Source organism: Pseudomonas sp. PvP089 (assembly GCF_017875165.1).
GTDB classification, from domain to species: Bacteria; Pseudomonadota; Gammaproteobacteria; order Pseudomonadales; family Pseudomonadaceae; genus Aquipseudomonas; species Aquipseudomonas fortuita.
The window spans coordinates 4342543-4367387 of the sequence record NZ_JAGGME010000001.1 but is presented as its reverse complement, the minus strand read 5'-3'; the positions used below and the strand labels follow the sequence as shown (position 1 = coordinate 4367387).

Sequence of the window (24845 nt, the reverse complement as noted above, 5' to 3'; positions counted from 1 at the left end):
AGATATCGGCTCAAGGGGTAAAAGATTGAAGCACTTACAGTAATTTCTTCTGGGCGTTTCGACAGACGGCAGTCACTGATTCGTCAGCTGTTCGATCAACAGCCGTGCGGCCTGCTGCAGCGGTTGTTGTTTGCGCCACAAAATGTGTACCGGCAACTGCAACTCGTTGCGGGTATTGCGAAAATCCAGGCGTACCAAGCGCCCGTTGGCCAGCCGCGGCGCGACCCGCGACAGTGGCAGGTCGCCCCAGCCCAGGCCGGCTTCCACCATTTGCAACGCCAGGTCGAAGCTGTCGGTGGACCAGTGTGTGGCGCCGATCAGCGGGCGCGGGTCAGCCAGCGGCAGGTCGCGGCTGCGCACCAGAATCTGACGCACCCGGGTCAGGTCTTCGAGGTAGTGAATGCGCCCCTCGCGCAAGGCCGGGTGGGTGGGCGACAGTGTGGCCACCAGCGACTCCACGCCGATGTGCTGGAAGCTTCGGCGGGCATCGACCTGCAGGCCGGCAAAGGCCACGCAGAGGTCGGCCCGCCCGCTGTCCAGCAAGTGCAGGGCTTCTTCCTGCGGGGCGCTGAGCAGGGCGATATCCAGCAACGGGTGGCGCTCGCCCAGGCTGGCGATGGCCGCCAGCAACGGGCGGTGGTCGATGTCTGGCACAACGGCCACGCTCAGGCTGCTTTCCAACCCCTGGGACAGCTCCAGGGCATGCACTTGTAGCAGCCCCAGTTGTTCGGCAATCAGCCTGGCGTGTGGCTCCAGGGCCAAAGCCTTTGCGGTAGGGCGAACCTCACGTGAGCCGCGCTCGAACAGGCTGTAGCCCAGCTCGGCCTCAAGATTGCCGATGGCCATGCTCACGGCCGAAGGCACCCGCTGGAGGGCGCGTGCGGCGGCGGAAAACGAGCCGCGGTCGAGTACGGCAAGAAACAGCTGGATGTTGTCGCTGGAAAAATTCATGGCAGCCTCCTGTCAGTAGATCTGACAGCCGCTGACTTTTGCTGTCAAGCATGATGACGCATGATCGCGCCCCATCGCTTTTGTCATTGGAGTAATCCCGATGCAGGGACTAAAACGCAAACTGGTCTACGTGACTTTCTATGAGCTGATCGGGCTGTGCATGTCGACCCTCGGCCTGGCCTACCTGTCGGACACCCAGGCGTCGCATACCGGGCCACTGGCGGTCATGATCACCACCATCGCCATGCTCTGGAACCTGATTTACAACACCCTGTTCGAGTACTGGGAGAGCCGCCAGGCCAGGCGCGGGCGCAGCGTGGCGCGCCGAGTGGCGCATGCCATCGGTTTCCAGCTGACCTTGGTGGTGTACCTGATCCCGCTGATTGCCTGGTGGCTGGACATGACGCTGATGGAGGCGTTGCTGGTCGATATGGCGTTCATCATTCTGGTGCCGTGCTACACCTTCGCCTACAACTGGGCGTTCGACCGGGTCTTTGGGCTGCCACGTTCTGCCATGGCTGCTGCTTGATCCAGCCTGTAACCACTAAGGCGGCAGGCGGATGATCAAAGGTTCTTGCTGCTGCTTTACCTGCTGTTCCACCGGTTGTTCAACTGGCCGTGGTGCGCTGGCGAGCAAGCTGTCCTCAACCTGCCCCGACAGGTAATACACCCCCGCCATTGCCCCGCTCTGGCGGTTCTCCATCAACTCCTGCCATTCCTGGTTCAGTGCCACGTTGAGGATCACCCGCAACTGCTCGACCATCTGCGGCTGTTCGCGGTCATGGGTCATCATGCCGTAGCCGGCCGCGGCGATTGAAATCATCGCTCCTGCCACTTTGCCGACTGCTGATGCGACGGCGCTGGCGATGCCGCGTGGGGCCAGGGTAGCGCCGAGCTTGTCGCTCGCCTGGGTGGCCACCGAATTAAGCCCGACATCGGTTCTCCCGGGGCCCTTGCTGGCCAGTTGATGAAGGTGCTGGCGCATGGCTTGCCAGGCCGGCTGCTGGTCCAGCGGCTTGGCCCGTAGCAGTTGATACAGGCTGGCATTGCGGGCATCCGGTGGCCCCAGGGCGATGGCGGGGATGCGGTTGAGGCGCTGGCTGAGCTGCTCGGGCGGCGCGTTGTAGCGGCTGATGATGGCTGGCAGTTGCTGGCCGAACAGTTGCAGGTACAGCTCGCAGGCCCGGTCACGGATGCCCTCGGGGTTGATCTGTTCGGCCACCGGCTCGATCACCCGCACGTGGTATTGCTCCTGCAGGTACAGGGCCAGGCGCTTTTCTGCCGGCTCCCGGCCTGTGCCACTGTCGAGTTTGTACCAGGCCACCTTGAGGGTCAGCCACTGTTGGGTCCAGTAGCCGGTGAACCAGGGGATGAAGTCACTTTCGGTGCGCTGTTGTACCTGTTCCCGCCACACCCGCATGGAGCGCCGTGCATAGTCATTGGCCGAGCCGGCTGCGCCGACCGAGGCGTCGATCAATTCCTGATCGATGCGTTGCCAGGTGGCCGGGGTGAGCACCGCAGGGGGCGGCGGGGCTGTTGGGCGCTTGCCCGCGCAACCGGTGAGGGCCAGCAGAAGGCACAGCAACAGAAGGATTCGAGAACTCACGCGGCCGCCTCCCTGGTAGAGGCTGGGGTGGTTCTCGCAGTATAGGGCCGGGTGAGTGGGGTTGCTGTGCAGCCCATCGCCCGGTCATCGCGGTCCTACAGGGACCGCGTCAGCATGAGCGGCTAGTTCAGGTCGAGCTTTTGTTCCAGGCGGTCCAGGTGCTTGTGCATCAGCCCAAGCGCCGCCTCGGCATCGCCTTGCTCCACGGCATCGATGATCGCCGCATGTTCTTGCCAGGCGCAGTGGTCGCAGCACGGCGATTCGTAGCGGGCAATGATTAGCGAGGTCATTGGAACCAGGCCGTTGAGAAACCGCGCCAGTGGCGCATTGGCTGCCACCTGCGCCAGTTTGAGGTGAAACTCGCCGCCCAGGCGGATTGCCGCGCACCGTTCGCCGCTTTCATGGTGCTGGCGTTCGCGTTCCACCAGTTGCCGCAGCTGGCGCACCTGCGCCGGCCGAGCGCGTTGGGCGGCCAAGGTGATCAGCGTGGTTTCGGCCAGGCGTCTGGCACTGAGTACCTGGCGCGCCTGGTCCGGGTCGGGCGCCGCCAGGTGCGCGGTGTGGCTGGGCCGCTGCACCACCACCTGCTGGTCGGACAGGCGCCCAAGCACACGGCGTATCACGGTGCGGCTGACGCCAAAGGCATGGCCCAGCGCCTGCTCGGGCAACAGGGCGCCCGGTGGCAGGCGCTGTTCGAGAATGGCGTCGAACAGCCGAGGGTAGATTTGCTCGGCCGACAGACGGGTTTCGCCAGCAGCCAGCAGGGCTGGCAGGTGGGGGGCGGCATTCATGGTCGCTCTCCTGGGGTCATGGGCGCGGGTGTTCGTCCGGGATGTTCAGCGGGATGCCCATGCGTTGGCCTTCGGCCAGAATGTGCTGGCGCATCTGGGCGCTGGCCTGGGCACTGTTGCGTTCGCGAATGGCGCGTACCACGGCTTCGTTTTCCTTGAGCCGTGCTGCCAGGTGTTCGGGCGAATTGCGCAGCATGTCGGCACTTTGCTTCAAGGCATTACCGGTCTGTTGCACCACGCTCTGGAAGATCGGGTTGGTGGTCAGGGTGAACAGCGCCTCATGGAAAGCGATGTAGGCTTTTACCCCGGCTTCGCTGTCATCGGCCTCCAGCGCTTCACGCATGTCCATCAAGGTGAGGCGCAACTGGCCGACGTCCTGGCTATTGGCCGACTGCGCCACCAGCCCGACGATGAAAGGCTCGAGGGTGTAGCGCAGCTCCAGCACATCGGCCAGGCTGGCCGCAGCACCGGTGTCCATGCCCTGTTCCTGAGTGACGGCGTCGGCATCCAGCACCAGGACGCCCTTGCCCGGCAGCGAGCGCACCAGGCCCAAGGTTTCCAGTACGGTCACCGCTTCGCGCAGGCTGGGCCGGCTGATGCCCAGCTGTTCGGCCAGCTCGCGCTGGCCCGGCAGCATGTCGCCGGTGCGCCATTGGCCCCGGGCCAGGGCCTGGCGCAGTTTTTCCACCACTGAGTTGACGACGGTCGATGAGCTGATCACGGTTCGCTCCTGCAAGGGCCGGCGTCATCGCCGGCCACTTTCGGTCAAAATTCCTGTTGATGGTGCGTATTGGGCTGTTTGCGCGGGGTTGGGGTAAAGCCGAGCTTGCCGTCGAGCACGTTCTGCGCGCGTTCCAGGTCAATATCCTTTTCCCAGCGGGCGATGGCCACGGTGGCCACGCAGTTGCCAATCAGGTTGGTCAGCGCCCGGCCGATGCCCATGAACCAGTCCACCGCCAGCACCAGCACCAGGCCTACCACCGGGATTGCCGGCACGGCAGTCAGGGTGGCGGCGAGGATCACCAGTGCCGAGCCTGGGATGCCATGAGCCCCCTTGGAAGTCACCAGCGACACCAGCAGGATGGTCAGCAGGTCGGTCATTTCCAGCGGCGTGCCGGTCGCGTTGGCGATGAACACGATGGCCAAGGTCAGGTAGATGGAGAAACCGTCGAGGTTGAACGAGTAGCCGGTGGGGATCACCAGGCCGACCGTGGAACTGCCAATGCCAAGGTGCTCCAGCTTGCGCATGATCTGGGGCAGCACAGCGTCGGAAGACGCGGTACCAAGGACGATGGTCAGCTCCTCTCGCAGGTACTTGATCAACGGCAGCAGTTTCAGCCCCGACAGGCGCATCACCGTACCCAGCACAATCAGCACGAAGCCGGCGCAGGTCAGGTAGAACAATGCCACCAAGCCGCCCAGGTGTTGCAGCGATTCCAGGCCGTACTTGCTGGTGGTAAAGGCGATGGCGCCGAATACGCCGATGGGGGCCAGGCGTACGATCATGCCCATGATGCGGAAGATCACATGGCTCAGCTCGTTGATCAGCCGCGAGATACCGGCGGCCGAGTCACCTACCAGGTTCAGTGCACTACCGAACAGCACCGAGAACAGCAGTACCTGAAGAATGTTGTTGTCGGCGAAGGCACCTACCACGGAGGTGGGGATCAGGTCCATGAAGAACGCCGTGGCGCCATGGATGTGCTGGCCGCGCTCGGCCAGGCCATTGGCATCGGCGCTGGATAACTGGTCCAGGTGGATGTTGGCACCGCTGCCGATGCCACTGCTGAAAGCGAACACCAGACCGATCACCAGCGCCAGAGTGGTCAGCACTTCAAAGTAGATCACCGACTTCAGGCCGATGCGTCCGACCTTTTTCAGGTCGCCCGCGCCCGAGATGCCGCTCACCACCACACAGAACACGATCAGGCCGATGAGCATCTTGATCAGCTTGATGAACCCGTCGCCGAGGGGTTTGAGTTGCAGGGAAAGGTCGGGAAAACTGAGACCGCAGGCGATGCCGAGGGCAAGGCCGAGCACGACTTGCAGGAATATCGAACGCGAGCACCATTTGAGCATGGGGGGAGTCTCTGATCGGTGTCCTTGCTTCGGTAGCCGCACGGGGCGAAAGAGCGCAGGACTTAATTATTGTGGTCTTACCGGTTTGTTCAGCGCGAAGCCATAAAAGCGCGAAAAATCCGACATTGCAAGGGTTTTTGGCCTTACCGGTCTGACCAGTTATGGGGCACTCTGGCTTGCCAGGCTCTAGTTCGGTGCGCGCCATGCAGGTGGCTCGTACGAAATTGTGCAGGGCTTGACCAGCGCCTCAAGGGCTTTGCAATCAGCTTGCCAAGCCCAGCCGAGAGCCTTGAATAATAGATAACGCCATGATCCGTAAGGTTTATTTGCTTTATGTGTTGGGGCTCGTAGAATCCGCGCCTGACTGGGCAGTCACCAAGCAGGTGTTTGCGGGATTATTTATCCCGCAAAACGCTCGGTAGCAGCCGCCTGGCACCCCCCATGAATGGAGTCTCACTGTGCGTCTCAACTTGCCGGTAACCCCGGTCGAGCAACGTTTTCCCTCTGATCAGCGGCTCATTTCCGCTACCGATACCGCCAGCCTGATCACCTATTGCAACCCCGAATTCGCCGCCATCAGCGGCTACAGCGACGCTGAACTGATCGGCAGCCCGCACAACCTGGTGCGCCACCCGGACATGCCGCCGGCGGTGTACGAACTGATGTGGCGCTACCTGAAGGCTGGCAAGAGCTGGATGGGTATCGTCAAGAATCGCTGCCGCAACGGCGACTACTACTGGGTCAACGCCTATGTCACGCCGATCCTCGAAGGTGGGCGGGTGGTGGGCTATGAGTCGGTAAGGGTGTGCCCCACGCGTGAGCAGGTGGCACGCGCCGAGGCCCTGTATGCGCGGATGCGTGCCGGCCAGGCGGCACTGTCGGTACCGCGCCGGCTGAGCATGCTGGTGCAGGCCTTGGCCTTGCCACTGGCCGGCGGGCTGCTGGCGCTGGGCGCCAACCAGCTGTGGCCTGGCCTGGTGGGGCAGGGGCTGACCGTGGGGTTGTTCCTGGCCTACGGGCTGTGGGCGCACAACGCCATCGGACGCCGGATGCAACAGGTGGTCGAGGGTGCCGAAGGTACGTTCGCCGACCCGGTCGCGGCCTTGACCTACAGCGACCTGCCTGGCGCTGCCGGGCAACTGCAACTGATGCTGATCAGCGAAGAAGCGCGCCTGAAAACCGCGTTGACGCGGTTGAGCGACCTGGCCGGGCAAATGGCCGTGGCGGCCCACGATGCCGGGCAGTTGTCACGCAGCACTGAGGCGGCGTCGCTGGAGCAGCGCGCAGAAACCGATCTGAGTGCCACAGCGATGAACCAGATGGCGGCCTCCATCGGTGAAGTGGCCAACCACGTGCACTTGACTGCTGTCGAAGCCCGCACTGCGCACCAGTTGGCCGAACAGGGTAGCCAGGTGGCCGATGCCAGTGGCGCGGCGATTCGCACCTTGGCCAGCACCGTAACCCAGATCAACCAGGCGGTCAGCCACCTGGCCGGTCAGACCGGTGCCATCGCCGAAGCTGCCGGGATGATCCGCGGTATTGCCGAACAGACCAACCTGCTGGCCCTCAACGCAGCCATTGAAGCTGCGCGTGCAGGCGAACAAGGCCGTGGTTTCGCCGTGGTTGCCGACGAGGTACGTGCACTGGCTGACAAGACCCGCCAGTCAACACTGCACATCCAGGCCATCATCGACACCTTGCGCACTGGCGCCGAGGAGGCCGTGGCCATTGCCAGCCAAGGCATCATTGGCGCCGAGCAAGGTGTTGCTCAGGTCCAGGAAGCCCAGCAGGCATTGCATGGCATTCGTGACGCGGTGCAGCGTATCAGTGACATGAGCCAGCAGATGGCGACCGCCTCGCAGCAGCAGTCGGCGGTGGCAGAAGACGTTTCGCGGCAGATCAACGGCGTAGCCGGAATTGCCCAGCATAGCGCTCACAGCGCCAACGCCGCCGCCTCGCGCGGCGCCGAACTGGAACAGGTGTGCGCCGGATTGCGCGCCCTGGTGGAGCGCTTCAACCGCTAAGGCAGGATGCTTTATGGATGATAACTATCGCGCGGCCGTAGATGCGGCCGCGATCTTTTCCGAAACCGACCTGCGTGGGAACATCACCTACGTCAACCAGCAGTTCTGCAGCATCTCGGGCTACAGCCGTGAGGAGCTGCTGGGCGCCAACCACCGCATCCTCAACTCCGGCCTGCACGAGCCGGCGTTCTTTGTCGGCATGTGGCGCGCCCTCGCCGCCGGGCGGGTGTGGAAGGGGGAGATCTGCAACCGGTCCAGAGACGGTTCGCTGTATTGGGTCGACAGCACAATGGTGCCACTGGTCGATCCGCTGACTGGCCAGGTGCGCAAGTATGTGTCGATCCGCTTTGACGTCACCGAGAAGCGCCAGTTGCTGCATACCTTGCAGTGGCGGGTGGGTCACGATGTGCTGACGGGCCTGCCCAACCGTGCCTACCTCTCCGACCTGCTGAACCAGGCCTTGGCCTACTCACGCCGCGAAGACATCTCGCTGGCGGTGTGCATGCTCGACCTGGATGGCTTCAAGGCGGTCAACGACGGTTACGGGCATGCCGTGGGCGACCTGCTGCTGGTGGAAGTGGCGCAGCGCTTGAAGGGTATCCTGCGAGGGGGTGATGCCGTGGCCCGGTTGTCGGGTGACGAGTTTGTGCTGATCCTGCGCCATGTTGATGATGAGCGCCAGCTGCATGCAGCCCTGAGGCGGGTGTTGCGGGCATTGGCGGCGCCCTGTGTGGTACGTGAACACACGCTGTCGCTCAGCGCCAGTATTGGCGTGACCCTGTACCCGCAGGATGACGAAGATGCCGATACGCTGGTACGCCACGCCGACCAGGCCATGTATCTGGCCAAGCAGCGCGGGCGCAACCGCTATCACCTGTTCGACGTATCGCAGGAGCAGGAGCTCAAGGCTACCCACCAGACGGTGGCGCGGGTGCGACGGGCACTGACCGACCGCGAGCTGTGCCTGTATTACCAGCCCAAGGTGAACCTGCGCAGTGGTCAGGTGCTGGGCTTCGAGGGCTTGCTGCGCTGGCAGCGGCCTGGCCGGGGCGTGGTGCCGCCCGGCGACTTTTTGCCTTGGGTTGAGCAGACCGACCTGATCGTTGAAATCGGCGAGTGGGTGATCGGCCAGGCGCTGAGTCAGTTGCAGGCCTGGGGGCGGCAGGGGCAGCCTTGGTCATTGAGTGTGAATATTGCGGCGCGGCATTTACAGCGCAGTGACTTTACCGAGCGGCTGCAGCAGCTGTTGGCAGAGTACCCGGAGGTGAACCCGTCCCGGCTTGACCTGGAAATCGTCGAGTCAGTGGCCATCGACAACCTGCAGCACGTCAGCCGCTGCCTGGATGCCTGTCGTGCACTGGGCGTGCGCTTTTCGCTGGACGATTTCGGCACCGGCTATTCGTCGTTGAGTTACCTGAAACGCTTGCCCACCCAGACGATCAAGATCGATCAGTCGTTCGTGCGCGACATCCTGCACGACCAGGACGACCTTGCGCTGACCGCCGCCGTCATCGGCCTGGCGCGAGCCTTCGGTCGCGAGGTGGTAGCCGAAGGGCTGGAGAGTGTGGAGCACGGCAGGGTGCTGATGGGCCTGGGCTGCGAGCTGGCGCAAGGTTATTGCATTGCCAGGCCGATGCCGGCCGGCGAAGTGCAAGCCTGGGCGCAGGCCTACCGGCAGCCGGTGCAGTGGCGCCAGCCCTGAGCGGCCACCCGCGGAGGGTGGTAAAGACTCAGGCCTGCCAGCGTGCTGCCAGCGCATTGCTTATGGGCAAAAAAAACGGCATCTGCCAGAGGTGCCGTTTTCACATCACGTACTGTTACTTATGCAGCTCTTCCGCCGCATACAGCGTGTTTTCCAGCAGGCAGGCCCGGGTCATCGGCCCGACGCCACCCGGCACCGGGGTGATCCAGCCAGCGCGCGGCAGGGCGGTCTCGTAGACCACGTCGCCCACCAGCTTGCCGTCTTCCTGGCGGTTGATGCCCACGTCAATGACGATGGCGCCTTCCTTGACCCACTCCCCCTTGACCAGGCCCGGCTTGCCGGCAGCCACAACCACCAGGTCGGCACGCCCGACATGGCCGGCCAGGTCCTTGGTGAAGCGGTGGCAGACGGTCACGGTGCAGCCGGCCAGCAGCAGCTCCATGGCCATCGGGCGACCCACGATGTTGGAGGCGCCGACGATGACCGCATCCATGCCGTACAGGTCCTGACCAGTGCTTTCCAGCAGGGTCATGATGCCTTTCGGTGTGCATGGGCGCAGCAGCGGGATGCGTTGGGCCAGGCGGCCTACGTTGTACGGGTGGAAGCCGTCCACGTCCTTGTCCGGGCGAATGCGCTCGAGCAGCAGCGAGGCGTCCAGGTGCTCCGGCAGCGGCAGTTGCAGCAGGATGCCATCTACGGCCGGGTCGTCGTTGAGGCGATCGATCAGCTCGGTCAGGGCCTGCTGCGAAGTGTCGCTGGGCAGGTCGAATGCCTGCGAAATGAAACCGACCTCTTCGCAGTCCTTGCGCTTGTGCGAGACATAGACTTGCGAGGCGGGGTCGGTGCCGACCAGGATCACTGCCAGGCCCGGCGTACGCAGGCCTTGCTGGCGACGCTCCACGACACGTTGAGCGATCTGCTTGCGCAGGCTGGCGGCGATCGCCTTGCCATCGATTAGGTGTGCAGTCATAGACGCGTGATTAACCATCGAGAAGGAAACAATAAAGAACGCGTATTCTCGCACGACACGCGCCAAGGGCAAAGGCGGGTGGTCGGGCAAATCCCCTAACCCCTTAAATAATTTAAATTTTTTTGAAAAAGGTGTTGACGACTTTCGGGGTCGCCTATAAGATTCGCCGCACTTGTCGGGCACAGCCTAGCACTGGTTGGCTAAGTCGGGCAGAATGAGTGGTTTAGCAGTTACCTGTTAATGACTTGTTCGGTTAGGCTTCAAGCTTAAGCGCCCGTAGCTCAGCTGGATAGAGCATCCGCCTTCTAAGCGGATGGTCGCAGGTTCGAGTCCTGCCGGGTGCGCCATTAGGCAGCTTGGGCAAGCAAGTAAAGTTGTAATGCAATATGGTGGGCGTAGCTCAGTTGGTAGAGCGCTGGATTGTGATTCCAGTTGTCGTGGGTTCGATTCCCATCGTCCACCCCATATTCTTCAAAGGCGCCTCGATAGCTTCTGGCGCCTTTGTTTTAAGCGTTACGCGGACGTGGTGAAATTGGTAGACACACTGGATTTAGGTTCCAGCGGCGCAAGCTGTAAGAGTTCGAGTCTCTTCGTCCGCACCACGAATTAGAAAAAATCTCCCCGAATTCCTGAAAGCCACACGGCTCAAGGGTTCGGGGATTTTTTTCGCCTATCACTTGCACGAATGATACCTTTTCACCTATAATCGCCTTCTCAGCAAAGAGAGCAAAAGGGACACTTTTGGGACACAAAGGCCCTTTTTGACCTCTTCTGAGCCCCTCATCCACTGAATCCCTAACTGACCGTTCGTCGGACTTTACCGGCTGACACTGGCCCCTTTTGACCGGGGAAAATCCAGTGCGGGAGAGTGCTGCCCGCGTGAAGTCATGGGACCACATTATGGCTGCCAGTTTTTGCCTGGAGGGGGTAGCTACGCCTGATGGTTCTCTCGAATGAGACTGACTCATTGACGAGACATTCCCGTTTGGGGGGCATCCGGGGCCGCGCCAGGGCGCTGTGGGAGACCACATCCAGAGTCGCGGACCCACAATTGGATTCCTTAGCGATGCCCTCTGAGATGACCCTTAGAGACATCCTTAAAGACATCCTTAGAAATGATTACTTAATGATGATTACTAAGAGATTCCCTTTATGACTACCTCTATGACTCCTCTAGTTGGCCGCCTGGATGGTGAAGACCTCATCGCCACCCAAGTCCGTCTGGAAGAGGAGATGACCCAGCGCGGTGTGAGCCGTTTCCAGCGCAACGTAGAGGCCGCCCGGAGGATGGGCGCTGAGGATGGCACCGAGTACGGCTCCATCATCGTCTCCGGCCGCATGAAGGCGCTCGCTGAGGCCATCAAGGCGTGGATGGATGAGTCTGAGGCCGGTGTGTCGTCCCGCTGGGGCAGCGCATACAAGCTCCTCCGTGGCTACGATGCGGATGTCCTGGCCTACCTGACCCTCAAGCACACCCTGGCTGGCATCTCGCAGCCCCGCACGCTCCAGCATGTGTCCGTCTCCATCGCTCAGTCCGTGGAAGACGAAATGCGCCTGTCCGGCATCCGCGACAAGGAGCGCAAGAAGTACGACCAACTGGTAGAGCGGGCCAACAAACGGTCCAGCCAGCGCCACAAGCACATCTACGCCACCCGTGTGGCCTCTGCGCTGGACACCTGGAGCAACTGGAGCAACAACGACCGCATCCACGTAGGGACCAAGCTCCTGGAGCTGCTGATGAACTCCGTGGGGCTGATCCACATTGCCACCAACGGCGAAGGCACGGAGAAGGCACTGAAGTACGTGAAGCCGCTGGAGTCCACCCTGGAGTGGATCGCCCGCAAGAACAACGTCACGGCCATGCTGCGCCCCGTGTATGAGCCGATGGTTGTCCCGCCACGCAACTGGACCTCACCGACCGATGGGGGCTACCTGTCGTCCAGCCTCAAGCCGCTGCGCATGGTGAAGACCCGCAACCGGGCATACTTGGAAGAGCTGGGCAACGTCGATATGCCGATGGTCTACACCGCGCTCAACGCCATCCAGGCCACCGCGTGGCAGATCAACACGCCAATCCTGAACATCATGACCACGCTGTGGGAGCAGGGCGCCACCTGGTGCGGCCTCCCACCCCGTGAAGGCATCCCCCAGCCAGTCAAACCGTTCGACATCGACACCAACGAGGTGGCCCGCGCTGCCTGGCGTAAAGCCGCGTTCAAGGCCCATTCGGACAACCTGGAGATTCAGGGCGCGCGCATCAACGTCTCCATGTCCCTGGACATCGCTAACCGCTACTCCCCGTTCCGCAAGATTTACTTCCCGTACCAACTGGACTTCCGTGGCCGCATCTACGCGGTGCCGCACCTGAACCCCCAAGGCGCGGACCACACGAAGGGCTTGCTCCGATTCGCCTACGGCAAGCCGCTGGGCGAGCATGGGGCCAAGTGGCTGGCAATCCACGGGGCGAACGTGGCCGGGTACGACAAGGCCAGCCTGGAGGACCGCGTGAAGTGGGTCCACGGTCACCAAGCGGAAATCCTGGCGATTGCTGCTGACCCGTTCCAGGCACGCGGCTGGGCCGACCACGTAGGCGCGCAGGCCATCGACAAACCATGGCAGTTCCTGGCGTTCTGCCTGGAGTGGAAGGGCTACTGCGAGCACGGCGACCGCTTTGTGTCGAAGCTCCCGATTGCTATGGACGGCTCATGCTCCGGCATCCAGCACTTCTCCGCGATGCTCCGGGATGAGGTCGGTGGCGCAGCCGTGAACCTGGTCCCTAGCGACCTCCCCGCAGACGTGTACGGCCTGGTAGCCAAAAAGGTCATCGAGCGGGCCATTCACGATGCCAAGCACGGCACTGAGGACGTCCTGAAACATGACGCTGATGGCAAGGCATACGTCCAGGAGGGCACGAAGAACCTGGCCCAGCAATGGACCCGCTTTGGCATCAACCGCAAGGTGACGAAGCGCTCCGTGATGACCCTGGCCTACGGCTCCAAGGAGTACGGCTTCAAGGATCAGGTAATGGAGGACATCCTGGACCCGGCACGCAAGAAAGCCACCGATGCCGAAGGCAACGTGGACGCCCGCCACTTCCCGTTCACCGGGGATGGCTTCCGGGCCGCTGGCTGGATGGCGAAGGCCATTTGGGAAGCCGTGAACCAGGTTCTGGTGAAAGCTGGTGAGGCCATGAAGTGGCTCCAGGACGCTGCAACCCTGGCCGCAAAAGAAGAGCTGCCGGTGTGCTGGACCACTGCCGTGGGCTTCCCGGTGATGCAGGCGTACAACTCCGTGGTAGCTCGCCGCGTCAAAACGGCCATCAACGGGGCCCGTGTGCGCCTCCTGATGAACGAAGAGCAAGACGCCCTGGACAAGCGCAAGCAGTCGCAGGGGATCAGCCCCAACTTCGTCCATAGCTGCGATGCGGCCCACCTCATGCTCACCGTTGTGCGTGGCGTGGAGTCCGGCTTGAAGAGCTTCGCGATGATCCATGACAGCTTCGGCACCACCGCAGGGGAGACCGAGCTTTTCTTCATGACTGTCCGCAAGGCGTTCATTGAAATGTACGAAGAGACCGCCGTATTGGAGCGCTTCCGGGATGAGCTGGCCGCACAACTGAGCGACAAGGCGCGGGCCAAGCTCGCAGAACTCCCGAAACGCGGCAGCCTGAGCCTGGCAGCCGTAGCAGAGTCGCGCTTTTGCTTTGCCTGATCGTTCTCATTCATGGAAATAAACCATAAAGGCAACGTTTCCATGAGTGAACGATTCTGAATGGCCCCCGGTGATTCCCGTGGGGCCACATTCGGATAACCGAGCCGCATCCCTCCGCCAGAGCCTCCACCGTGCCAGTGCGGCCCCCCCGCTCATTTCTGAGCTGGGCCCGAGGGACCACATTCGGATAACCAAGCCGCAACACCCCAGTCTCCGCCCGAGCCTCCACCGTGCCAGTGCGCCATCCGCTCATTTATGAGCCGATCCTGAGACCACCCCCAATTCCCCATTCATCCGCAGCAGCAGCCATAGAGCCTCCACCGTGCCAGTGCCGCAACGCCTCGGATGAACCAGCAACACCTTCGCATCACCTCTACGGACCACCCGCAACTCCCCCTGACCTTTGCCATAGAGCCTCCACCGTGCCGGTGCAGAGGGACGGGAAACGTGCGCCTGGGCCCCGTAGGCAACCCCAACGGACAACCCAGGCCACAACCCCGTGGCCGTATTGAGAGAACCGCAATGAATCGCTTCGGCACCGCAGACAACCAACGCAACGAACCCGAGAACTACGACTCCGCCCTGGGCCGCGCTATCGCGCTTTGGGGCATGGGTCGCTCCATCTCTATGGCCCTCGCCGCTGAGTTGATTGAACAAGGCTTTGACCTTCCGTCCCTGGAAGCGCGCCACAGCCGCTAACACGCACACACAAAACGAGTCCCCAAAATGTCCTATCAGAAACGCCCAAAGAACGTAACCATGACCTCGCCGCGTGGCATTTTCCGCTACCCGGCACTGACCAAACCTGACTTCGGCACCGATGAGTACCCGAAGCCGGACGGTGAGTACAAAGTCACCCTGATCCTGACCCAAGAAGAGGCGGCGCCTCTCCTGGCGAAGCTGGAACCGCTGCACGAAGCCGCCATCGAGAATGGCCGTGAAGAGTTCAAGAAGCTCAAGATCGAAGCCCGCAAGAAGCTGAAAGACGTAACCGTGCAGCCGCTCTTCACCGAGGAGTACGACAAGGAGACCGAGGAGCCGACTGGCCGCCTGTTCTTCAACATCAAAATGGCCGCCTCGGGCAAGTCGAAGAAAGACGGCTCCGTCTGGACCCGCAAGCCAGCCCTGTTCGATGCCAAGGGCAAGCCAATGCTGAAAGTCCCGGACATCTGGGGCGGCACCGAAGGCAAGGTGAGCTTTGAAGTGGCCCCTTACTTCATCCCAGGCACCGCCCTGGCCGGTATCAAGCTGCGCCTGAACGCAGTCCAGGTCATCGAGCTGCGCAGTGGCGGCAACAAGTCCGCTGGCGAATACGGCTTCGGTGAAGAGGAAGGCGGTTTCGACGCTGAATCCGTAGCCGAACAAGAACAAGAAGAAAAAGACGAGTTCGAAGAAGAGGAAGAAGGTGGCGAAAGCAACACTTACGAAGAAGACTTCTAAGACGCCTCTGGATGCCGAAAAAGTGGGACTCAAATATGGGTTCCGCTCCGGGCTTGAAGAACGTGCCGCAGACCAACTAACGGCTGTCGGCATGGGCTTCACTTTCGAAAGTCTGGTAGTTCCCTATACCCGACCTGCGAAAGTTCACAAGTACACCCCGGACTTCGCACTAGCGAACGGCATCATTGTCGAAACTAAGGGCCGCTTTTTGACCGAGGACCGCCAAAAGCAACTCCTGGTCAAAGCGCAGCACCCTGAACTTGACGTGCGCTTTGTCTTCTCCAACTCAAAAACAAAAATAAATAAACGCAGTACCACCACCTACGCGGATTGGTGCAGCAAGAACGGCTTCCAGTATGCCGACAAGTTGGTTCCCCATGCCTGGCTTAACGAGCCGGTCAATGAAGCCTCCCTGTCGATCATCAAGGGCCTCAGCAAAGAAAAATAATAATGACATACAACGCTGGAACGAAACCCCGCGCTGAGACGGACTACCTGGTAGTTCACTGTAGCGCCACGCGACCATCCCAAGACATCGGGGCTGCTGACATCAACCGCTGGCATCGCGCCAAAGGTTGGCGGTGCATCGGCTATCACTTTGTCATCCGCCGCAATGGCGTGGTGGAGGAGGGCCGCGAGCTGGATCAAATCGGCGCCCACGTAGAGGGCCATAACATCAACTCCGTAGGCATTTGCATGGCCGGTGGAGTCACCGACGCGGACATCAACGTCCCCGAAAACAACTTCACGCCCGAGCAGTTTGCAAGTCTCAAGCACCTGCTGGGCGAGCTGAAAGAGAAATACCCCAGCGCGACAATCCAAGGCCACCGGGACTTCCCGAAAGTAGCCAAGGCTTGCCCGAGCTTCGACGTTAAACCGTGGGTAGCGGCCAACTTATAAGAGTCGTGGGCCCTCAGTTGGATATGGCAGCCGCCACGTCTATCACTCAACTCTGAGAAAGGGCTGGCCTTCGGGCTGGCCCTCTTTATTGCCCATGAAAAATCGAAAGCATGAAACAGAGAGTGAGTTCGTGCGCCACCTGCCCTGTGAAAACTGTGGTTCAAGTGATGCCAACTCTATCTATACCGACAACCACCAATATTGCTTCGCCTGTGAGCACTACGTTCACGGTGATGGCGAAACCCCAACTACTGGAGGGCGAACAAAACGAATGGAAGGTTTAATCTCCGGCGAATTCAAGCCGCTGATGAAGCGCAAACTTACCCTGGAGACTTGCCGCAAGTTCGGATACTTCGTAAGTGAGGTGCGTGGCAGGCTAGTTCAAGTTGCCCCTTACTTCGACAACAGTGGTGTGATGGTCGCCCAAAAACTGCGCGATCAGGATAAAGGCTTCGCCATCCTGGGCGATGGTGCAAAGTTGACCCTCTTCGGCCAGAACCTTTGGGCGAGTGGGGGCAAGAAGATTGTTGTCACCGAAGGCGAGCTGGACGCTATGTCTGTCTCCCAGGTGCAAAACAACAAGTGGCCCGTGGTGTCGCTCCCGAACGGGGCTCCGGCAGCACGCAAGGCCATCCAGCGAAACATCGAATATCTGGAGAGCTTCGAAGAAGTCATCCTCATGTTCGATATGGACGAACCGGGCCGCGAAGCAGCGCAGGAATGCGCAGAGCTATTCAGCCCAGGCAAGTGCAAGATCGCCACGCTATCCATGAAGGACGCCAACGAACTTCTGGTAGCGGGCCGTGAGCAGGAAATCGTCACCGCCATCTGGAACGCCAAGCTGTACCGGCCTGATGGTGTAGTGAACGTCCGAGACCTCCGCGAAGAGATTCGCAAGGCCCTGGTCATGGGCTTGCCGTGGTTCCTTGATCCACTCACCCAACTCACCTATGGACGCCGCTACGGCGAAGTCTACGGGCTGGGCGCTGGTACTGGTGTGGGCAAGACCGACTTCCTCACGCAGCAAATCGCATACGACATCCAAGTCCTGGGCGAGCGTGTAGGCACCATTTTCCTGGAGCAGAAACCGACCGAGACCGCCAAGCGCGTGGCCGGGAAGATCGCCGGGAGACGCTTCCACGTTCCCAAGGAAACCGCTGGCTGGACCGATGAGGAGCTGGATGCAGCCGTAGATGCGCTGGGCGAAAACCTGGTCATGTACGACGCATTTGGTGAAACCGAGTGGGACATTGTGAAGCGCAAGGTGCGCTACATGGCTGTCTCAGAGGGCATCAAGCTTATCTACATCGACCACCTCACTGCGATGGCTGACACCGCAGATGAGAAGGGCTCGCTTGAGCAGATCATGAAAGAGATGGCGGGCCTGGCGAACGAGCTGGGAATCATCATCACGTTCATCTCTCACCTGACCACCCCCGAGGGCAAACCCCATGAGGAAGGCGGGCGGGTAACGATTCGCCACTTCAAAGGCTCCCGAGCCATCGGCTTCTGGAGCTACTTCATGTTCGGCCTTGAGCGTGACCAGCAGGCCGAAGACCCCGTGGTTCGCCAAACCACCACCTTCCGCATCCTCAAGGACCGCTACACCGGCCAAGCGACCGGGGAAGTGCTGTACCTGGCATACGACCGCGATACCGGGTTGCTCTCGCTCACCGAAGCGCCCGAGCCGTCCTCACCCTTTAAAGATGAATCCGAATTCTGACTGGAGATACCCCCATGTTGAAACGACTGCTGGCAAAAGTGTTCCCGCAGACCACCGCGTCCGCTGTATCCGACCTGGAGCGCACCCTGGACAAGCTGAGCCAGGCCGAAGCCTCCCATAGCGAAGCTGCACGCCAGGCCCGGCAAACCGCCTGCGATCTGCACGACCACGCCGATATGCAGTACGCCCTGGCTGACCGGGCTTCGATGATCCATTCCCGTATTTCCAAACTCCTGGACTGAACCATGCGCAAGTTGATCTTCGCGGCCCTGGCCGTCCTTTCCCTGGCCGCCTGTGAGCGCCACTCCTGCTACAGCCCAGCCGTTGTACAGGCCCCAGTAGTCGAAGCTCCGGCCCCTGTGGTTGCCGCTCCAGTTGTCCAGGCTGCCCCGATCGTGCAAGCGGCGCCAGTGGTCGCAGCCCCTGTCGTGCTCCAGGACAACTCCAACGCCATGCTCACCGGCATGATGATGGGGCACATTTTGGGCAGTGCTTCGGCATCGGCCCCGGCTGTCCATAACACCACCATCGTGAACAACACCACGACCAACACCCGAGCGACCACCGTGGCTCCGCGTCCGGCCTATGTGGCTCCACGCCCAGCCTACGTTGCGTCGCGAGCCAGCTACTCGGCACCGCGAGCCAGCTACAGCTACCGCACCAGTAGCTTCTCCAGCTTCCGCTCCCGCAGGTAAACCATGACGACTCCAGCCCAACGGCCACCGCGCCTGAAAGAACTGTCCCTGCGCTTTGAGCGTGTGGACAACGGAGTCATCGTCCGGGCCCGAGACAACATCCTGGGCCTGGCAAACGAAGGTGACTGCAACGTGTTCACCAACCGCTACGAACTGAGCAACTACCTCAACGCATTGCTGGAAGACTTCCGGCTGTAAGGAGCCCCATGCGCAACTCTACATTCCCCGCACTGATGATCGGGGGCCCGGTAGATGGACGCCGGATGTTCGTCCAGGGCGTTCCCTATCTCGAAGTCCCGGTAATGGAATCCCCCCGCTGCCAGATGCTGGCTTCTGAGCCAGTGTCGCGCCACATGCGCCGTGCTGTGTACACCCACCGCGAAACGGTGGCCGGTGTGCGCCTGTACGTCTGCAACGATGAAAACGGCAACGCCGCTCTGGAGTACCTGGTGGCTGGCTACCGCGCCGAAACCAAGCACTGATCCCAACGCACCACCACACGGGCCCCAAGCGGGCCTTTTTTTGTGCCTGAGAGAAAACCATGCCTCTGATTCTGACCTACCTGTTTGTCGTTTTCTGCCTGTGCTTCGGCTGGGTTTACAACGTTGTCTGGACCTTCCACCAGTGTGGTGACGCTTTGCTCCTGGGCATTGTCGGCATCGCCTTCCCACCGATTGGGGCCATCCACGGCCTCATTGCGTTCTTTTAAGGGGAGGGCTGATGAGTGATGCCAACTACTACCTCTTCTTGCTCTTCATCGTTGTGTTCGTCCTTGCCTGAATGGAAGCTTCCGGGCCACCTCCAGCCGCTCTTCGATGACGCGCTGGAATTGGTGCGCTGGGAGTTTCCTGGCTCGCACCCGGTCATCGGTGGCGGTGCCATCCGGGACGCCCTCCTGGGCCGACCGATCAAAGACATCGACGTGTTCATGCGCAGCATTGACCACAACGAGCTGGACTCCGAACTCACCGTGAAGGTGAAGCAGCCAGCGTTCCTCGCCCTCTATGGCCGCAAGGATATGCACGGTGCCTGGGACTTCCTCCAGGACGTACAGGGCTTGCCCATCCAGTTGATCCTGGCCGACTTCATGACCCCGCAAGAGCTGGCCGATTCGTTCGACCTGAACCTGTCCCGCGCCACGTATGACGGCTACTCCCTGCACGTTTCCGCGGTCTTCGAAGAGGGCGTGCGGGACAAGGCATTCCGAATCCTCCGCTGCGAAAGCGACCTGGAAGAACGCCGCTCATTCAAGCGCGTATCTCGCCTGCAAGAGAAGTACCCCGAGTACATCCACGACGAAACCACCCTGGAGCAAATCCGTGTCCACTGAATCCGACCTGCGCCCGTTCTGGCTCAACCGCTACCCGCTCACCCGAGTCATGATCGCGCTGCCCCTGGTTCCCATCATGATCCTGGGCGAAGCCCTCAAGGGCCTGTACCACGGCTTTTGTGATGCCCTGGCCGATACCGGCACGCTCTTCCGAGAGCTGTGGCATACGCCGACCCCCTGCTGACTGGGGGACCAATGCAAGAACCCCTTCTGTTCGACCTCGAAACGAATGGGTTCCTGGAGGCAGTCTCCGTCATCCATTGCCTTGTCATCGAAGACACGGCAACTGGGGACGTTAAGAAATTCCCGCCTGGCCTCATCGCCATGGGAGTCAAATGGCTCCAGGAGCAACATTCCCAAGGCCGCTTCATCGGCGGCCACAACGTCATCAAGTACGACATTCCCGTCATCCAGAAGCTGTACCCCGGCTTCATCGTGAACCCTGCGCTGGTCATCGACACCCTTGTTTGCACCCGACTCATCTGGTCGAACATCAAGGACACCGACACCGGCCTCCTCAAGAAAGCAGTCCTCCCCGGCAAGCTCTTCGGCTCCCACTCCTTGGAAGCCTGGGGCTACCGCCTGCGCCTGATGAAAGGCGAGTACGCAACCGAGTTCAAGGCGCGCATGGGCGATGCCTACGTGGACGGCATGGAGTGGCTGGAGTTCTCGCAAGAGATGCTCGACTACTGCGTCCAGGACGTTGTGGTCACTTCCGCACTGTGGAAGCGAATCCTTGGCAAGAACTACTCGGCACGGGCCCTGGCCCTGGAACATCGAGTGGCCTGGCTCATGGCCGCCCAGGAGCGCAACGGGTTCCACTTCAACCGCGAGAAGGCAGCCCTCCTGTACGCCAAATTGGCGCAGCGCAGGGGCGACCTGGAGCGCGAGCTGAAAGAGTTCTTCAAGTTCTGGCACGCACCGGCAGGCGAAGTGCTCACCAAGAAAACCCGGCGAGTCTTTATCGAAGACCCACGGGGCAACACTGAGCGCCGTGTGAAGCTCAAAGGCCAGTCCGCGTTCAACCAAGTGGGCTGGTTTGAGAAGTACACCGAGGGCGTCCGGTACACCAAAGTCAAGATTGTGGAGTTCAACCCGTCCTCACGGGACCACATCGCTGACCGGCTGACGGCTCTGTACGGCTGGGTTCCCGAGAAGTTCACCAAGGGCGGCAAGCCCCAGGTGGACGACGAAGTGATGTCCAAGCTGAGCTACCCGCCGTGCAAGCTCCTGACGGAATACCTCCTGGTCGCCAAGCGCATCTCGCAACTGGCCGAAGGGAAGCAGGCGTGGATGCTGGTGGAGAAGCAGGGCCGCATCCACGGCTCCGTGAACCCCAACGGTGCCGCCACCGGGCGAGCTACTCACGCTTACCCGAACGTGGCTCAGGTGCCGGCATCTGGCTCCCCCTACGGTAAAGACTGCCGCGAACTCTTCACGGTGCCTCACGGCTGGCTTCTGGTCGGTGCCGATGCCTCGGGCCTGGAGCTGCGCTGCCTGGCTCACTTCATGGCTCGCTACGATGGTGGCAAGTACGTGGACATCCTCCTCAACGGGGACATCCACTGGGCCAACGTCCAGGCCATGGGCATCACCAGTGAGAAGCGTGACGACCACAACACGCTGCACAAGCTGTACCGCGATGGTGCGAAGACCTTCATCTACGCCTTCCTCTATGGGGCCGGTGATGAAAAGGTCGGGACCATTGTGTTCGGCATGGTTGCGAAGGCCAAGGCGCTGGGTCTCGACTACCAGCACCTCCTGGACGTGTTCTTCAACGGGCAAGACAACCCGGACGAAGAGGCGCTCAAGGCCGCTGGCAAGAAACTGAAAGCAACCTTCCTCCGCAAAACCCCGGCCCTGAAAAAGCTGGTCAAAGCTGTGAAAGAAGCCGCCAAGCGCGGCCACCTGGTCGGCCTGGATGGTCGCCACGTTCACGTCAAATCCGCCCACGCGGCACTCAACTACCTCCTGCAAGGGGCCGGTGCGCTGGCCTGTAAGCAGTGGCTTGTGTTCCTGGACGACGAACTCCAGGCACGCGGGCTGAAACACGGCTGGGATGGCGACTACGCCTTCTGCGCCTGGGTCCACGACGAAGTGCAGATCGCCTGCCGTAACGAAGCCATCGCGGCCATCGTTCGGGAAGCGGCTGAGGCGTGCGTGGCGAAAGCAGGTGAAGCCTTCAACTTCCGGTGCCCCCTGGCCGGTGAATCAAAAATGGGCCTGAACTGGGCCGAAACCCACTAACGAGTAAACGCAAATGACTAAAGACCCTGTTCTCCTGGAAGTTCTGTACGAAGCCTTCAAGAGCCCTTTCAAAATCCAATCGGACTTCGCTCGCTTCGAAGCCCAGGCAGTAGCATCGCTGGCATCGCTGGGCTTGCTCAGCACCCTGGAAGGTCACGGCCAGTATGGTCGCAAGTGGCGTGTCACCGGCACCGGCCTTGACCTGCTACGGGAAAACGATTACCTGTGACCCCATCACTTCACTAAGTCAGAGAGGCACTCCCATGTTGAAACCCTGGACCATCACCATCGACGTGAACGGCACCAAGCACGCATTGGAGTATCCGGCACGTCCGCTTGATGCGGAACTGGGCGCTGACTTAGTGAAGCTCTTCGGCCAATACGGCTTCATCTTCCAAGAAGACCTGACAGAGATTCGCGAGTGCGCAGAGTTATCATCGACGCCGATGTCCTATCCGTCCAAGCAGCAGTAGTAAACCAGAAAGCCATCCGCTGGGGAGGCGATGAGGAGGGTGAACGAGCCCTCTGGACCCTCCACGCATTTGAAGAGGATGGCGAAGCCACCTTCACCGGGATGGTGCAAAACTTGATAGACAAGACAGGGGCCGATGAGGCCCTTCTTGTTTTCTCGGACAAGGTGAACTGGCGCAAGACCGTTCTCCCGACCTACAAGCACAACCGTAGCAAGACCGTCCAGCCGTTGCTCCGCTCCCACCTCACGGCCTGGGCTCAAGAAACCTTCCCGTCCATCTCCAAGCCCACCCTGGAAGGCGATGACGTGTGCGGCATTCTCCTGACCCGAGCCCGAAAGTTCGGTGAGGAAATCGTGGTCGCGTCCATCGACAAGGACTTTAAGACGGTCCCCGGCCACCACTACAACTTCAACACAGACACGTTCTTCGAAGTGACCGAGGAAGAGGCCGACTACTGGCACCTCTACCAGACCCTCATGGGCGACACCACGGACGGCTACTCCGGCTGCCCAGGTATTGGGCCCGTGGCTGCCAAGCGGCTCCTAGACAAGTCACCCACCTGGGACACTGTAGTGGCTGCCTTCGACAAGGCCGGTCTCTGCGAAGAGGAAGCACTGATTCAGGCCCGTGTGGCCCGCATCCTTCGTGCCTCGGATTACGACTTCAAGAACCAGAAGGTGAAGCTGTGGACCCCGTGATGAACTGCGCGTCCTGTGCAAACCTTGCTTCGACTGAACCCAATGTGTGCAAGGGCTGTGGCCCTTTTTACAACCTATGGAAACCGCTATTCATGTCCCCAAGCCAAAAAGAATCCTCCACCCAGCTCACTCAGGTGGGGGGCACGCACTACCTTCGCGAAATCCAGCCGTTTGACATCGTCAAAGCGTGGGATTTAGGGTTTTTTCGAGGAAACGTTGTCAAGTATGTTCTCCGGTGTACTGCGAAAAACGAAAAGGAAGATTTGTTGAAGGCGCGACACTACCTAGATCACTGCATCGAAAACTACGATGCGCTCAATGCCTTAGGCGCTTTCTAAGGCATGAGCTAACCCTTCTCGACTTGCAGGCAGCAGGGCGCTATCGTATTGCCACCTTACCTTGCCTCAAGGGAGATGGCATGCAGAAGCGTTATCAAGTTTTTATTAGCTCAACCTATACCGACTTGAAGGAAGAGCGTGGACAGGTTAGTCAGGTTTTGATGCAGATGGATTGCATCCCTGCTGGGATGGAGTTGTTCCCCGCTACGGATGAAGAACAATTTGAATTCATAAAAAAAGTAATAGATGACAGCGATTACTACCTTCTGATTATTGGTGGTCGCTACGGTTCTGTTACCGAAGAGGGTGTCAGCTATACAGAAAAAGAATTTGATTACGCTATAAGTCAAGGGATTCCTGTCATTGCCTTGCTCCATGGAAGCGCAAGTTCATTGCCAGTGTCTAAGTCTGAACTTGATCCTGAAATGCGTGAGCGCCTAGAGGCGTTTAGAGCCCGTGCCTCAACGGGGCGGCTAGTGAAGTTTTGGAACACTGGCAGCGAGCTGGCCGGGCAGGTTGCTGTCAGCATGGCGATGACAATGTCCCGATTCCCGCGAGTAGGATGGATTCGAGGATCCAATGCCGCTAGTGAAGATCTTTTGCGCGAAATTAACGATCTCCGTAAGGAGAACGATGCATTAAAGAAGGCAGTTCCTTCATCTGCACCAATTGATTTGACTAAAATTTCACCAGCCGATCTCGATGCAGTTCAGACGATTCGCGGTACATACTGGTCAAACAATGCTAGGCAGAAATGGTCGGCTAATCTGACGTGGCGTGAGGTTTTCTTCTTGATCTCGCCCTATTTGATGAAGCCTACGAATGAAGACACCATCCGTACTCACCTTCACTTGGGGGTGATTGAAAGCAGAGGGATTAATAAGTTACGCAACACGCTAAACGATCAAGACTTTCAAACTGTCGCGATCCAGATGCGGGCCTTGGGGCTTGTTTCGGTCCAGGTCCCCGATAATCCGAACCATTCATCGGTATGGCGCCTGACTCCGAAAGGCGAAGCGCTCATGTTTGAGCTGAGAGTTAAGACTGATTAGCTTCGAAAAACGCGGGCCCATTCGTGGGCCCACAGTAGGATTACTGAGCCGTGAAAACGGAAAGATTCCCCAACATTCCCCGTGAGCTACTGGTGGAACTGGAGAAGAGATTCCC

General features: G+C 60.4%; 28 protein-coding genes and 3 tRNA genes. 25 read left to right on the top strand and 6 right to left on the bottom strand.

Annotation, left to right across the window (positions count from 1 at the left end; all coding sequences use genetic code 11):
- Positions 1–72 precede the first annotated feature (72 nt).
- A complete protein-coding gene (locus J3A71_RS19960; RefSeq protein WP_016485874.1) occupies positions 73–951 on the bottom strand; it encodes a LysR family transcriptional regulator in 879 nt (292 codons plus the stop codon).
- A 100-nt stretch (positions 952–1051) separates the two neighbouring features.
- On the opposite strand from J3A71_RS19960, the gene J3A71_RS19955 reads away from it, so the two are divergent.
- Positions 1052–1480 carry a PACE efflux transporter gene (locus J3A71_RS19955; protein WP_016485875.1) on the top strand — a complete coding sequence of 143 codons (429 nt, stop codon included), beginning with the start codon at positions 1052–1054 and terminating at the stop codon, positions 1478–1480.
- 15 nt (positions 1481–1495) lie between these two features.
- Here the strand turns inward: J3A71_RS19955 and J3A71_RS19950 are convergent, their stop codons facing one another.
- From J3A71_RS19950 to J3A71_RS19935, 4 genes are all read right to left on the bottom strand, one after another.
- Entirely contained in the window at positions 1496–2557 is a 1062-nt protein-coding gene (locus J3A71_RS19950) for a hypothetical protein (RefSeq protein ID WP_060518990.1), read from the bottom strand.
- A gap of 122 nt (positions 2558–2679) precedes the next feature.
- Complete coding sequence (locus J3A71_RS19945; protein WP_016485877.1) at positions 2680–3348, bottom strand: GntR family transcriptional regulator; 669 nt, start codon at positions 3346–3348, stop codon at positions 2680–2682.
- Between the two features lie 16 nt (positions 3349–3364).
- Positions 3365–4069 carry a FadR/GntR family transcriptional regulator gene (locus tag J3A71_RS19940; protein WP_016485878.1) on the bottom strand — a complete coding sequence of 235 codons (705 nt, stop codon included), beginning with the start codon at positions 4067–4069 and terminating at the stop codon, positions 3365–3367.
- A gap of 44 nt (positions 4070–4113) precedes the next feature.
- Positions 4114–5427: a C4-dicarboxylate transporter DctA gene (locus J3A71_RS19935; protein ID WP_016485879.1), complete on the bottom strand. Its 1314-nt coding sequence runs from the start codon at positions 5425–5427 to the stop codon at positions 4114–4116.
- A 458-nt stretch (positions 5428–5885) separates the two neighbouring features.
- On the opposite strand from J3A71_RS19935, the gene J3A71_RS19930 reads away from it, so the two are divergent.
- Together J3A71_RS19930 and J3A71_RS19925 are read left to right on the top strand one after the other, a co-directional pair.
- Positions 5886–7451: a PAS domain-containing methyl-accepting chemotaxis protein gene (locus J3A71_RS19930; protein WP_096425866.1), complete on the top strand. Its 1566-nt coding sequence runs from the start codon at positions 5886–5888 to the stop codon at positions 7449–7451.
- Positions 7452–7464: 13 nt separating this feature from the next.
- A complete protein-coding gene (locus tag J3A71_RS19925) occupies positions 7465–9153 on the top strand; it encodes an EAL domain-containing protein (RefSeq protein WP_016485881.1) in 1689 nt (562 codons plus the stop codon).
- A 115-nt stretch (positions 9154–9268) separates the two neighbouring features.
- Here the strand turns inward: J3A71_RS19925 and folD are convergent, their stop codons facing one another.
- Positions 9269–10123 (bottom strand): bifunctional methylenetetrahydrofolate dehydrogenase/methenyltetrahydrofolate cyclohydrolase FolD, encoded by an 855-nt coding sequence (gene folD, locus J3A71_RS19920; RefSeq protein ID WP_016485882.1) that lies wholly within the window; start codon positions 10121–10123, stop codon positions 9269–9271.
- A 270-nt stretch (positions 10124–10393) separates the two neighbouring features.
- Between folD and J3A71_RS19915 the strand changes: the two genes are divergently transcribed.
- From J3A71_RS19915 to J3A71_RS19810, 22 genes are all read left to right on the top strand, one after another.
- Positions 10394–10470 (top strand) — tRNA-Arg (locus tag J3A71_RS19915).
- 42 nt (positions 10471–10512) lie between these two features.
- Positions 10513–10588 (top strand) — tRNA-His (locus tag J3A71_RS19910).
- A gap of 52 nt (positions 10589–10640) precedes the next feature.
- Positions 10641–10725: transfer RNA gene (locus J3A71_RS19905), tRNA-Leu, on the top strand.
- A gap of 562 nt (positions 10726–11287) precedes the next feature.
- On the top strand, positions 11288–13834 hold the full coding sequence (locus tag J3A71_RS19900; protein ID WP_245353449.1) for a DNA-directed RNA polymerase: 2547 nt from the start codon (positions 11288–11290) through the stop codon (positions 13832–13834).
- Between the two features lie 522 nt (positions 13835–14356).
- Positions 14357–14533, top strand: a complete 177-nt coding sequence (locus J3A71_RS19895) for a hypothetical protein (protein WP_009682639.1) — start codon at positions 14357–14359, stop codon at positions 14531–14533.
- A 27-nt stretch (positions 14534–14560) separates the two neighbouring features.
- A complete protein-coding gene (locus J3A71_RS19890; protein WP_028692663.1) occupies positions 14561–15274 on the top strand; it encodes a single-stranded DNA-binding protein in 714 nt (237 codons plus the stop codon).
- Positions 15240–15722 (top strand): endodeoxyribonuclease, encoded by a 483-nt coding sequence (locus tag J3A71_RS19885; RefSeq protein WP_232014084.1) that lies wholly within the window; start codon positions 15240–15242, stop codon positions 15720–15722. The genes J3A71_RS19890 and J3A71_RS19885 overlap by 35 nt, the downstream gene beginning before the upstream one ends.
- Before the next feature lie 2 nt (positions 15723–15724).
- Positions 15725–16174: an N-acetylmuramoyl-L-alanine amidase gene (locus J3A71_RS19880; protein ID WP_209953155.1), complete on the top strand. Its 450-nt coding sequence runs from the start codon at positions 15725–15727 to the stop codon at positions 16172–16174.
- Positions 16175–16304: 130 nt separating this feature from the next.
- Complete coding sequence (locus J3A71_RS19875; protein ID WP_236232162.1) at positions 16305–17897, top strand: toprim domain-containing protein; 1593 nt, start codon at positions 16305–16307, stop codon at positions 17895–17897.
- A gap of 14 nt (positions 17898–17911) precedes the next feature.
- Complete coding sequence (locus J3A71_RS19870; protein ID WP_209953147.1) at positions 17912–18139, top strand: hypothetical protein; 228 nt, start codon at positions 17912–17914, stop codon at positions 18137–18139.
- A gap of 3 nt (positions 18140–18142) precedes the next feature.
- Positions 18143–18592 carry a hypothetical protein gene (locus J3A71_RS19865; RefSeq protein WP_209953145.1) on the top strand — a complete coding sequence of 150 codons (450 nt, stop codon included), beginning with the start codon at positions 18143–18145 and terminating at the stop codon, positions 18590–18592.
- A gap of 3 nt (positions 18593–18595) precedes the next feature.
- Complete coding sequence (locus J3A71_RS19860) at positions 18596–18790, top strand: hypothetical protein (protein WP_028692659.1); 195 nt, start codon at positions 18596–18598, stop codon at positions 18788–18790.
- Positions 18791–18798: 8 nt separating this feature from the next.
- Positions 18799–19074 (top strand): hypothetical protein, encoded by a 276-nt coding sequence (locus J3A71_RS19855; RefSeq protein ID WP_155952728.1) that lies wholly within the window; start codon positions 18799–18801, stop codon positions 19072–19074.
- Between the two features lie 59 nt (positions 19075–19133).
- Positions 19134–19301 carry a hypothetical protein gene (locus tag J3A71_RS19850; RefSeq protein ID WP_155952727.1) on the top strand — a complete coding sequence of 56 codons (168 nt, stop codon included), beginning with the start codon at positions 19134–19136 and terminating at the stop codon, positions 19299–19301.
- Positions 19302–19364: 63 nt separating this feature from the next.
- Positions 19365–19922, top strand: coding sequence for a hypothetical protein (locus J3A71_RS19845; protein WP_245353450.1), 558 nt, complete (start codon positions 19365–19367; stop codon positions 19920–19922).
- The gene (locus J3A71_RS19840; RefSeq protein ID WP_028692657.1) at positions 19912–20106 is read left to right on the top strand and encodes a hypothetical protein; all 195 of its coding nucleotides are present in this window, start codon (positions 19912–19914) and stop codon (positions 20104–20106) included. Before J3A71_RS19845 ends, J3A71_RS19840 begins: the two co-directional genes overlap by 11 nt.
- 140 nt (positions 20107–20246) lie before the next feature.
- Entirely contained in the window at positions 20247–22169 is a 1923-nt protein-coding gene (locus tag J3A71_RS19835; protein WP_245353451.1) for a DNA polymerase, read from the top strand.
- A 13-nt stretch (positions 22170–22182) separates the two neighbouring features.
- A complete protein-coding gene (locus J3A71_RS19830) occupies positions 22183–22398 on the top strand; it encodes a hypothetical protein (RefSeq protein ID WP_009682626.1) in 216 nt (71 codons plus the stop codon).
- Between the two features lie 34 nt (positions 22399–22432).
- The gene (locus tag J3A71_RS19825; RefSeq protein ID WP_010953247.1) at positions 22433–22642 is read left to right on the top strand and encodes a hypothetical protein; all 210 of its coding nucleotides are present in this window, start codon (positions 22433–22435) and stop codon (positions 22640–22642) included.
- A gap of 101 nt (positions 22643–22743) precedes the next feature.
- The gene (locus J3A71_RS19820; RefSeq protein WP_281068608.1) at positions 22744–23340 is read left to right on the top strand and encodes a hypothetical protein; all 597 of its coding nucleotides are present in this window, start codon (positions 22744–22746) and stop codon (positions 23338–23340) included.
- A gap of 92 nt (positions 23341–23432) precedes the next feature.
- The gene (locus J3A71_RS19815) at positions 23433–23678 is read left to right on the top strand and encodes a DUF3310 domain-containing protein (protein WP_061203040.1); all 246 of its coding nucleotides are present in this window, start codon (positions 23433–23435) and stop codon (positions 23676–23678) included.
- Between the two features lie 80 nt (positions 23679–23758).
- The gene (locus J3A71_RS19810; protein ID WP_061203039.1) at positions 23759–24730 is read left to right on the top strand and encodes a DUF4062 domain-containing protein; all 972 of its coding nucleotides are present in this window, start codon (positions 23759–23761) and stop codon (positions 24728–24730) included.
- Positions 24731–24845 lie beyond the last annotated feature (115 nt).

Coding starts and splice junctions, on each gene's coding strand:
- J3A71_RS19810 (WP_061203039.1), top strand. CDS start 23,759: ATGCAGAAGCGTTATCAAGTTTTTATTAGCTCAACCTATACCGACTTG.
- J3A71_RS19815 (WP_061203040.1), top strand. CDS start 23,433: ATGTCCCCAAGCCAAAAAGAATCCTCCACCCAGCTCACTCAGGTGGGG.
- J3A71_RS19935 (WP_016485879.1), bottom strand. CDS start 5,427: ATGCTCAAATGGTGCTCGCGTTCGATATTCCTGCAAGTCGTGCTCGGC.
- J3A71_RS19945 (WP_016485877.1), bottom strand. CDS start 3,348: ATGAATGCCGCCCCCCACCTGCCAGCCCTGCTGGCTGCTGGCGAAACC.
- J3A71_RS19955 (WP_016485875.1), top strand. CDS start 1,052: ATGCAGGGACTAAAACGCAAACTGGTCTACGTGACTTTCTATGAGCTG.
- J3A71_RS19900 (WP_245353449.1), top strand. CDS start 11,288: ATGACTCCTCTAGTTGGCCGCCTGGATGGTGAAGACCTCATCGCCACC.
- folD (WP_016485882.1), bottom strand. CDS start 10,123: ATGACTGCACACCTAATCGATGGCAAGGCGATCGCCGCCAGCCTGCGC.
- J3A71_RS19855 (WP_155952728.1), top strand. CDS start 18,799: ATGCGCAACTCTACATTCCCCGCACTGATGATCGGGGGCCCGGTAGAT.
- J3A71_RS19895 (WP_009682639.1), top strand. CDS start 14,357: ATGAATCGCTTCGGCACCGCAGACAACCAACGCAACGAACCCGAGAAC.
- J3A71_RS19925 (WP_016485881.1), top strand. CDS start 7,465: ATGGATGATAACTATCGCGCGGCCGTAGATGCGGCCGCGATCTTTTCC.
- J3A71_RS19850 (WP_155952727.1), top strand. CDS start 19,134: ATGCCTCTGATTCTGACCTACCTGTTTGTCGTTTTCTGCCTGTGCTTC.
- J3A71_RS19870 (WP_209953147.1), top strand. CDS start 17,912: ATGTTGAAACGACTGCTGGCAAAAGTGTTCCCGCAGACCACCGCGTCC.
- J3A71_RS19880 (WP_209953155.1), top strand. CDS start 15,725: ATGACATACAACGCTGGAACGAAACCCCGCGCTGAGACGGACTACCTG.
- J3A71_RS19865 (WP_209953145.1), top strand. CDS start 18,143: ATGCGCAAGTTGATCTTCGCGGCCCTGGCCGTCCTTTCCCTGGCCGCC.
- J3A71_RS19820 (WP_281068608.1), top strand. CDS start 22,744: ATGGTGCAAAACTTGATAGACAAGACAGGGGCCGATGAGGCCCTTCTT.
- J3A71_RS19830 (WP_009682626.1), top strand. CDS start 22,183: ATGACTAAAGACCCTGTTCTCCTGGAAGTTCTGTACGAAGCCTTCAAG.
- J3A71_RS19835 (WP_245353451.1), top strand. CDS start 20,247: ATGGGAGTCAAATGGCTCCAGGAGCAACATTCCCAAGGCCGCTTCATC.
- J3A71_RS19960 (WP_016485874.1), bottom strand. CDS start 951: ATGAATTTTTCCAGCGACAACATCCAGCTGTTTCTTGCCGTACTCGAC.
- J3A71_RS19890 (WP_028692663.1), top strand. CDS start 14,561: ATGTCCTATCAGAAACGCCCAAAGAACGTAACCATGACCTCGCCGCGT.
- J3A71_RS19825 (WP_010953247.1), top strand. CDS start 22,433: ATGTTGAAACCCTGGACCATCACCATCGACGTGAACGGCACCAAGCAC.
- J3A71_RS19860 (WP_028692659.1), top strand. CDS start 18,596: ATGACGACTCCAGCCCAACGGCCACCGCGCCTGAAAGAACTGTCCCTG.